Origin of the sequence: Polaromonas sp., assembly GCF_012927415.1 — a bacterium.
GTDB lineage: Bacteria > Pseudomonadota > Gammaproteobacteria > Burkholderiales > Burkholderiaceae_C > Polaromonas.
This window is the reverse complement of the sequence record NZ_JABBPF010000121.1, coordinates 1-9,070: the sequence shown is the minus strand read 5'-3', so window position 1 is coordinate 9,070 and position 9,070 is coordinate 1. Positions and strand designations below refer to the sequence as shown.

Genomic DNA, 9,070 nt, shown 5'->3' with positions numbered 1-9,070 from the left:
GCGTTGCCGTAATTGTTGACTTTGGTGCCCACACTTCAAGCCACTGGCCAAACTCAAGCAACTCGAATCTTTTGTCTCGGTGGTGGCACGCGGCAGCCTGACGGCGGCTGCCAGGGCTGAAGGCGTGGCGCCCGCCATCATGGGGCGGCGGCTTGACGCGCTGGAACAGCGACTGGGCGTCAAGCTGCTGGTTCGCACGACGCGGCGCATTACGCTGACGCACGAGGGCAGCGCTTTCCTGGAAGACTGCCAGCGGCTGCTGGCCGACCTGGCCAACGCCGAGGCCAGCGTGTCGGCCGGCGGCGTGAAAGCCAGCGGCCACCTGCGCATTACCGCGCCAGCCGGTTTTGGCCGGCGTCATGTCGCGCCCCTGGTGGCTAAATTCCGCGAGCAGCATGGCGAGGTGACGATCACGCTGAACCTGAGCGACCGCGTGGTGGATCTGGCGGGCGAGGGTTTTGACTGCGCGGTGCGGGTCGGCGACCTGCCCGATTCGTCGCTGGTCAGTGTGCGTCTGGCCGACAACCGCCGCCTGTGCGTGGCCACGCCGCGTTACCTGGAACGGCACGGCACGCCGCAGCACCCAGGCGAGCTGGCGAAATTTGACTGCCTGAGTTTGTCCAGCGATGCCTCGCAAACGCGCGGCTGGGCGTTCAGCGTGCCGCGCAACGCCGTAGGGCGGCAACAAGAAGGCGTTCTTACGGACGCGGCGGCTGGCAGCGACTGCGAGGTGATCCACCTCAAACCCGGCGGTCCGCTGGACTGCTCGGATGGACAAGTGCTGCACGACTGGTGCCTGGGCGGCTACGGCATTGCCTGGCGCAGCACCTGGGAGGTCGAGTCGGAAATCGCGGCAGGCAGGCTGGTTTCCGTGCTGGAAGATTTTGCCGCGCCGCCCAACGGCATTTACGCCGTGTTTCCCCAGCGCAAGCATTTGCCGCTGCGCGTTCGGTTATGGATAGATTTCCTGAAACACCATTACAGCCGGCCCGAGTTCTGGCGCTCCTCATCCGCGTTGCGGGAGACTGCTGGCATGGCCGCCCGCTTGCAAGCTTGAGCGTGGCCGGCGCGCCTCTGCCGTGGCAACCGGCCCCGGTTTTAGTGACAAATAGCCGTCAGGTCCAGGTAATACGGTCATTTAATGCTATTTAATTAATAGCTAACTGACCAGCCGGCCAGCCTGGCGCGGCTGCGGTGCGGCGTTGCACGGGCCTGAAACGAGAACAGCCCGCAAGTTGCTGCGGGCTGCTGTCGAGGCCAGGAAGCGGCGCTTATTTGCTCAGGCACTCTTTCATGAACGCCTTGCGTTCGTCCCCTTTTTTACCCTTGGCGTCGACATTGCAGGTTTTCATCTTGGTTTGCTGGGTCACCGGAGCGGCTTCGCTTTTTGCGCTCAGGCACTCTTTCATGAAGGTCTTGCGCTCATCGCCTTTTTTGCCGGTGGCGTCCTTGTTGCAACTGGCCATTTTCCCCTGCTGGGCGGTTTTTGCCGGCGTATCGGCAGCCTGGGCGGCGGACAGACCCATCGAGAGGGCGAAGGCGACGGCAGTCAGGGACAACAGCTTTTTCATGATGGCTCCAATAAGTTGGGGGTTTGGAATCGGGATTGAGTTCCGGCTGGAATTCCAACACATAACGTGGGGCCGGGCAAATCCGATGACCGGGAGCGCCAATGCGCAACGGCCCTGCCCCTGGCTTGACCGTAAAATCCGTTGATGTTATCGATTAAAAAAGACCTGCTCGCAGCCCTGGCTGGCGCGCTTGAACAACTCTCTCCCGGCGCGGGCGACAAGGCCACTTTTGAGTCGCCCAAGGTGGCGGCCCACGGCGATTTCGCCTGCACCGCCGCCATGCAGCTGGCCAAGCCGCTCAAGCAGAATCCCCGCCAGACGGCCGACGCGCTACGCGCCCTGCTGCTGCAAAGCCCCGCCTTCGAGCGCTGGGTCGAGACCGTGGAGATTGCCGGTCCGGGCTTTATCAATATCCGGCTCAAGCCCGCTGCCAAGCAGGAAACGGTTCGCGAGGTGCTGCAGGCGGGAAGCGGCTACGGAACGAAACCGGCCGACGAGAACCGTAAAATGATCGTCGAGTTCGTTTCCGCCAACCCGACCGGGCCGCTGCATGTGGGCCATGGCCGGCAGGCGGCGCTGGGCGACGCGATCTGCAACCTGTATGCGACGCAAGGCACGCAGGTCTGGCGCGAGTTCTATTACAACGACGCCGGCGTGCAGATCCATACGCTGGCGACCAGCACCCAGGCGCGCGCCAAAGGGCTGAAACCCGGTGATGCCGGCTGGCCCGAGCCGGCCTATAACGGCGACTACATTGCCGACATCGGAGCTGACTTTCTGGCGCGCAAAACCGTCAAGTCAGACGACCGCGAATTCACAGCCTCGGGTGACGTCGAAGACATGGACTCGATCCGCCAGTTCGCCGTGGCCTACCTGCGCCATGAACAAGACCTGGATTTGCGCGCTTTTTCGGTCAGGTTTGACAACTATTACCTTGAGTCCAGCCTGTACAGCTCGGGCCGCGTCGAGTCCACGGTGCAGCGTCTGAGAGACGCGGGCAAAACCTACGAGCAGGATGGCGCGCTCTGGCTCAAGTCGACCGACTACGGTGACGACAAAGACCGCGTGATGAGAAAGAGCGACGGCAGCTACACCTACTTCGTGCCGGACGTGGCCTACCACCTGGCCAAATGGGAGCGCGGCTTCGCCAGGGCCGTCAACATCCAGGGCATGGACCACCACGGCACGATTGCCCGCGTGCGCGCCGGCTTGCAGGCCGCCAATGCGGGCGTGCCCCAGGGCTATCCCGACTACGTGTTGCACACCATGGTGCGCGTGGTGCGCAACGGCGAAGAGGTCAAGATTTCCAAGCGTGCCGGCAGTTATGTCACGCTGCGCGACTTGATCGAATGGACCAGCGCCGACGCCGTGCGCTTCTTCCTGCTCAGCCGCAAGCCCGACACCGAGTACATCTTTGACATCGACCTGGCGTTGGCCAAAAACAATGAAAACCCGGTGTACTACGTGCAATATGCGCACGCCCGCATCTGTTCCATCCTGACAACCTGGGTGGGCCAGGGGGGCGATGAAAGCCAGCTCAGACAAGTGGATTTGTCGCCGCTGTCCAGTCCGCAAGCCCAGGCATTGATGTTGCTGCTGGCCAAATACCCCGAGATGCTGAGCCATGCTGCCGCTGGATTGGCGCCGCACGATGTGGCGTTTTACCTGCGCGAGCTGGCCGCCTGCTACCACAGCTACTATGACGCAGAGCGGATTCTGGTCGACGACGAAGCGGTCAAGCTGGCGCGTCTGGCGCTGGTCGCGGCCACCGCTCAGGTGTTGCACAATGGCTTGGCTGTGCTCGGCGTCAGCGCGCCGCGCAAAATGTAAAGTTGGCTTGACGCCCTCAAATACGCAGGAAATCCGGATTAATGCAAGTCATTGAAAAGTCATTGGGCAAGGTATGAAAAAACAACGAGGCGGAACCCTGCTGGGCCTGATTATCGGTGCGCTGGTCGGGCTGGGCGCGGCGCTCGCCGTGGCGGTCTACATCACCAAGGTGCCGGTGCCTTTCATGAACAAGATCCAGACGCGCAACCCGGACAGCGATGCGGCGGAAGCCAGGAAAAACAAGGACTGGAACCCCAACGCCCCGCTAGCCGGGAAAAATCCTGCCAGGGCGCCGTCGGCGTCGGGCGACGTTACTTCGACGCCCGATTCCGTTGCGCCGGGGCCACTCATTGTGCCGGACCCGGTCATCGTCAAGCCACCCAAATCTGCCGCTTCGATCACGGTGCCCGCACCGGCCACTGCTATGGTCAGGCCCCCCGCCAAACCGGCACCTTCGGCCGACCCGCTGGGCGACCTGGCCAAAGCGAGGTCAGAGGCATCGGGGGCTGATCCTTTCAATTACTTCGTCCAGGCGGGTGCTTTTCGCACGCCCGAGGATGCCGAGCAGCAGCGTGCCAGGCTGCTGTTGCTGGGCATGCAGGCCAGGGTCAGCGAGCGTGAGCAAGCCGGCCGCACCGTCTTCCGCGTTCGCATCGGTCCGTTCGACAGGAAAGACGAGGCTGACCGGATCAAGGAGCGGCTGGACAATAATTCGATCGAAACCGCGCTGGTGCGGGTGCAGCGCTGACCCCGCTCAGCACGCTCAGCACGCTCAGCCCGCGCGAGCCGACACCATGTAGCGTGACGCAGCGCATTCCCTAAATAGGGCTGAACTTTTTTGTGGCGCTGCATCAAACCCTTCACGGTGTACCGTGGGACGCAAGCGCCGTTGGATCCCGCCCATGACGGGACAGTCGGCAGATTTCCTGTGTATCCGTTTATCCCCTGGAGAAAAAATCAAATGCAACGACGTGAATTCTCGATTTCGGCCGCCTCGGTCGCTGCCGCCGCCACTTTGGGCGCGGCTTGTGTGCCCGGCGTAGCCTTTGCTCAGGCCCAGGCTTACCGAAGCGGTTCGGACTACCTGACTCTTGACAAGTCCGCGCCAACCGAAGCGCCTGCCGGTCAGGTCGAGGTCGTGGAATTCTTCTGGTACAACTGCCCGCATTGCAATGCTTTCGAGCCGCAGTTCGAGGCCTGGGCAAAAAAAGTGCCAAAGGACGTCTACATCAGACGCGCGCCGGTCGCCTTCCGGGCCGATTTTGAGCCGCAGCAGCGCCTTTACTTCGTGCTGGAGGGCCTGGGCAAGATTGAAGAGCTGCATGGCAAGGTATTCAACGCCATTCACGTTGAAAAACAGACGCTCAACACGGCTGAGCAGGTCACCGCGTGGGCCGAGAAGCATGGGATTCCCAAGACCAAATTTCTCGAGATCTACAATTCGTTTTCAGTGGCCACCAAGGCGCGCAAGTCCACACAGCTGCAGGACTCCTACGTCGTGGACGGCGTGCCAGCGCTGGGCATCAGTGGCCGTTATTTCACCTCCGGCACGCAGGCCAAAACGCTCGAACGTTCGCTGAAGGTCACCGATTACCTGATTGAGCAGTCCCGCGGCAAGGCCAAATAATACGAAAACCGGCCCCCTGTCACGGAGGCCGTGTCAGGGCAGTTAGCGGCATCCCTCATCGTGGGCGTTGAGCATGATTCGCATTTTCCAGCACCGGGCATTCTGTTCCCACAGAGCAGGGGATTTTCCAGGTGTGATTTTCCGATCTCATTGACTGCTGACTGCTGACTGCTGACTGCTGACTGCTGCACAAGCTGCTGACTATCGCTCAGCCATTCGAGGTGCGCTGATCGGCTGCACGGCGACTTTTTTGGTTTACTCCAGAACCGCTTCCTGCACGATAGACAAGCGCGTTAGCGCTCCCACTTTTCCCGCTGGTTTTAGGCAAAGCCTTGCCGGGCCAACTCAGATCGGCTCGCCCATCGCCGGGGCCCGCTCACAGGGCATGGGTGGCCCAAAGGCTGATCGGCTGTCCATTCTGAAGTGCCGGGTCTTTTGCCCCGTTTGGTTTTCGCGTTTTAGCCCTTGCAACGGCTGAAAACAGTAGAGGCGGCCAATCCCCTTTTTTAATGGCGGCGTCGCGTCCTACAAAGCGTTACCACGTTTACGAATAGCCTTGATATAAACTCGAGACGTAACAGGTATCACGACACAAATCTTGTACGAATGCCCCGTGTGTTCAGCCCTGCACCTATCGTCCTCGCCTTTGATCCGGCGAGGCCGAAATTAAAACTATTAATGTCAAAGGCGCCTTGTGTTCAAAATTAAATTGTTGCCGTTTGCGATCCTGGCGTTATGTCAAACCGTGCTGGCCCAGCAACCGCCCACTGCCGGCAGTCAGATACAGCAGATTCCTCCCTCTCCGGTCCCGCAAAAGGCAGCGCCCGCCATCCGGATCGAGCCGAGTACCGCTCCGGCAAGCCCCGTCTCGGATGCAGTGAAAATTACCGTCAACAGTCTTAGAGTCACGGGTGCTCGCGTCTATTCCGAAGCCGAACTGATTGCACTGACCGGGTTTCAAGCCGGCAGCGAACTGAGCTTGGCCGACCTTCGCGGCATGGCTCAGAAGATCACCGAGCGTTATCGCAGCAACGGCTACATCGTGGCTCAGGCTTATGTGCCCGCGCAGGAGATCACGGAGGGAGCGGTCACTATTTCCGTGATTGAGGGGCAGTACGGCAAGATTGCCGTGCGTAACCAGAGCAATTTGTCTGACCCGCTGATTCAGGGTCAACTGGACGGCATAGGTAGCGGCGATCCGGTCGTCATTGCGCCGCTGGAAAGCCGTCTGCTTTTGCTGTCGGACATTCCTGGCGTCAACGTCACCTCGACGCTTGCGCCCGGTGCCTCCATCGGCACGTCCGATCTGATCGTTGATGTCACCCCCGGACAGCGCGTCACGGGCAGCATCGATGCAGACAACGCCGGCAATCGCTACACCGGCGAATACCGCCTTGGAGCGACAGTCAACTTGAACAACCTGGCAGGTCTGGGTGATGTGGCTTCGCTCAGAGTACTGACCTCGGGTTCTGGTCTGAACTATGCCCGGGCGTCTTACCAGATGCAGTTCGGCAAGGCAACAGCCGGACTGGCCTACAGCTGGCTGGGCTATGAACTGGGTAAGGAATTTGCGAGCCTGCAGGCCAAAGGCACGGCAAAAATCGCAAGTATCTACGGCAGTTATCCCCTGATCCGCTCGCGCGACACCAACCTGTACGCCGGGCTTGCCTTTGACGCAAAGACCATGCAGGACCGGGTGGACTCCACCTCGACCGTCGCAGACAAGAAGGCCCAGGCATTAATGGCGAGCCTGCGCGGCGACCACCGGGACAGCCTGGGTGGCGGCGGATTGACCAGCTATGCAATCACCGCGACCGCCGGCAACCTTGACATCCAGACCCCGGCTTTGAAAGCCTTGGACGCGGCAACCGCGCAGAGCAACGGTCGCTACACCAAGTTGGGCTTCAGTGCCATGCGGCTGCAAAGCGTGACTGACACCATATCTCTCTATGCCGGTATTAACGGTCAGGTCGCCTCGAAAAACCTCGACGTTTCCGAAAAAATGGAGCTTGGCGGAATAAACGGGGTACGCGCCTACCCAGAAGGCGAAGCCTACGCAGACCAGGGTTATCTTCTCACGCTGGAAGCACGAATGCTTCTGCCCAAATTTTCCGAGCAAATTCCCGGACAGGTGCAACTTGTCGGCTTTGTCGATACCGGCAGCGTGACCCTTAACAAGAACCCATGGGCACCTGGCGACAACCGCCGAACCCTTAGTGGTGCGGGCATCGGGCTGAACTGGACTGCATACAACAACTTCGTGGTGAAGGCCTCTTATGCTCGCAAGCTGGGGAGCGGGACTGCAACCTCGGCTCCTGACAAGTCGGGCCGCTTCTGGATTCAGGCCGTCAAATACTTTTGAGCCCGTTTTGGGCAGGTTCGCCTGCCATGACGCCAGATTAAACCCTGATTTTTGAAGAAAACGCCGAAAGACTTTCATGAACCTCATTCACCGATCGATCTGGAACGACCAGACAAGCACCTTTGTTGCAGTGTCCGAAAACACCAGCAGCGCAGGCAAAAACATCTCGTCCTGCACCTCTGCTTGCGGAGGCGACGGCAGCTTCAGGCTGAAAATCCTGGCCTTCTCCCTGCTGATGGCCTGCGGGGCAGGCATCCAGGCCCAGCCGGTGGGCGGTGTGGTGTCAGCGGGTAGCGCCACAATTGGCGGCACTTCGGCCAACATGACAATTACCCAGACCACACCGAATGTGGCAATCAACTGGCAAAGCTTTGGCATCAAGGCCGGTGAGTTTGTTCAGTTTGTGCAACCCGGCAGCAGCTCTATTGCGCTTAACCGCATCACTGGCACGGATCCATCCAATATTTTGGGTAGCCTTGCGTCAAATGGAAAGGTGTTCCTGGTCAACCCCAACGGCATCCTGTTTGGTAAGGGCGCCTCGGTCAATGTGGGCGGACTGGTAGCGTCCACCCTGTCCATTACCGATGCCGACTTCATGGCGGGCAAATACAGATTTACGGGTGCGGGCGAGGGCGCGGTCGTCAACCAGGGGACGATCAACAGCGGGGACGGTGGCTACATTGCCTTGTTGGGCGCCAACGTCAGCAACCAGGGTGTTATCTCCGCCAAACTGGGCTCGGTAGCCCTGGCCGCAGGCAATGCGCTCACGCTTGACCTTGCAGGTGACAGGCTGCTGAACGTCACGGTCGATCAAGGCGCTGTCAATGCGCTGGTTCAAAACGGCGGAATGATCAAGGCCGACGGCGGACAAGTACTGATGACCACGCAGGCGGCAGGCAGCCTGCTTTCAAATGCCGTCAACAACTCCGGCGTGATTCAGGCCCAGACGGTGCAAAACAAGAATGGCACCATCAAGCTGCTGGGTGGCATGGAAAGCGGTACGGTGAATGTAGGCGGCCTAATCGATGGCAGTGCTCCCAATGGCGGCAACGGGGGTTTCATTGAAACCTCGGCGGCACGGGTCACGGTAGCGAACAATGCCAGAATCACCACTGCCGCGGCGCAAGGGATGTCCGGCACCTGGCTAATCGACCCGCAGGACTTCACCGTTGGCAGTGGCGCCACGGACAACATCTCCGGCTCAACACTCTCTACCCTGCTGGTTACCAATAGCGTCACTATCAGAACTGCCACCGGACCCGATACGATTACAGCCGGAACTCCGCCAGTGAGCAATCGTTACACGGCAACACCGGGCAACGGCGATATCAATGTCAATGAGGCGGTAAGCTGGACGGCAAGTACGAGCCCGACGACGCTGACATTGATCGCTGTTCGGGACGTCAATGTGAATTCGGCAATTACCGCCACCAACGGAAACTTTGTGGCATGTTGCGGGCGCGATGTCAACGTGAATGCGAAGATCACGACGACCAATGGCAGTATTCTATTGAGCGGCGGTCGCGATGTAACAATCGTGAGGAGTGGTGCCACTTTGTTGGCGCCTGACAAAAATCTTACCGGCATTACAACGACCGATGGCAACATTGAAATATGCGCCGCACGCGATGTAATCCTGAATAACGCGTTTAATCCTGGTTTGGCGCCTCTCATCACGCT

At 60.0% G+C, this 9,070-nt stretch carries 7 protein-coding genes; 6 read left to right on the top strand and 1 reads right to left on the bottom strand.

The window, feature by feature from the left end:
* Positions 1–43: 43 nt before the first annotated feature.
* Positions 44–1,057, top strand: a complete 1,014-nt coding sequence (locus HHJ19_RS11580; RefSeq protein ID WP_296907439.1) for a LysR family transcriptional regulator — start codon at positions 44–46, stop codon at positions 1,055–1,057.
* A gap of 214 nt (positions 1,058–1,271) precedes the next feature.
* On the opposite strand, the gene HHJ19_RS11575 is transcribed toward HHJ19_RS11580, so the two are convergent.
* Positions 1,272–1,571, bottom strand: coding sequence for a PsiF family protein (locus tag HHJ19_RS11575; protein WP_296907438.1), 300 nt, complete (start codon positions 1,569–1,571; stop codon positions 1,272–1,274).
* A 144-nt stretch (positions 1,572–1,715) separates the two neighbouring features.
* Between HHJ19_RS11575 and argS the strand changes: the two genes are divergently transcribed.
* The 5 genes from argS to HHJ19_RS11550 form a co-directional block, all read left to right on the top strand.
* Positions 1,716–3,401 (top strand): arginine--tRNA ligase, encoded by a 1,686-nt coding sequence (gene argS, locus HHJ19_RS11570; RefSeq protein WP_296907436.1) that lies wholly within the window; start codon positions 1,716–1,718, stop codon positions 3,399–3,401.
* Positions 3,402–3,474: 73 nt separating this feature from the next.
* Positions 3,475–4,149, top strand: coding sequence for an SPOR domain-containing protein (locus tag HHJ19_RS11565; protein ID WP_296907434.1), 675 nt, complete (start codon positions 3,475–3,477; stop codon positions 4,147–4,149).
* 213 nt (positions 4,150–4,362) lie between these two features.
* On the top strand, positions 4,363–5,028 hold the full coding sequence (locus HHJ19_RS11560) for a thiol:disulfide interchange protein DsbA/DsbL (protein ID WP_296907432.1): 666 nt from the start codon (positions 4,363–4,365) through the stop codon (positions 5,026–5,028).
* Positions 5,029–5,722: 694 nt separating this feature from the next.
* Positions 5,723–7,390, top strand: a complete 1,668-nt coding sequence (locus HHJ19_RS11555; RefSeq protein WP_296907430.1) for a ShlB/FhaC/HecB family hemolysin secretion/activation protein — start codon at positions 5,723–5,725, stop codon at positions 7,388–7,390.
* Between the two features lie 76 nt (positions 7,391–7,466).
* Positions 7,467–9,070: filamentous hemagglutinin N-terminal domain-containing protein (locus HHJ19_RS11550; RefSeq protein WP_296907428.1), on the top strand; the 1,604-nt coding region annotated here is incomplete at its 3' end.

What these genes read in the sequence shown, in the direction of transcription:
- HHJ19_RS11565 (WP_296907434.1), top strand. Translation starts at nt 3,475, where the DNA reads ATGAAAAAACAACGAGGCGGAACCCTGCTGGGCCTGATTATCGGTGCG.
- argS (WP_296907436.1), top strand. Translation starts at nt 1,716, where the DNA reads ATGTTATCGATTAAAAAAGACCTGCTCGCAGCCCTGGCTGGCGCGCTT.
- HHJ19_RS11575 (WP_296907438.1), bottom strand. Translation starts at nt 1,571, where the DNA reads ATGAAAAAGCTGTTGTCCCTGACTGCCGTCGCCTTCGCCCTCTCGATG.
- HHJ19_RS11560 (WP_296907432.1), top strand. Translation starts at nt 4,363, where the DNA reads ATGCAACGACGTGAATTCTCGATTTCGGCCGCCTCGGTCGCTGCCGCC.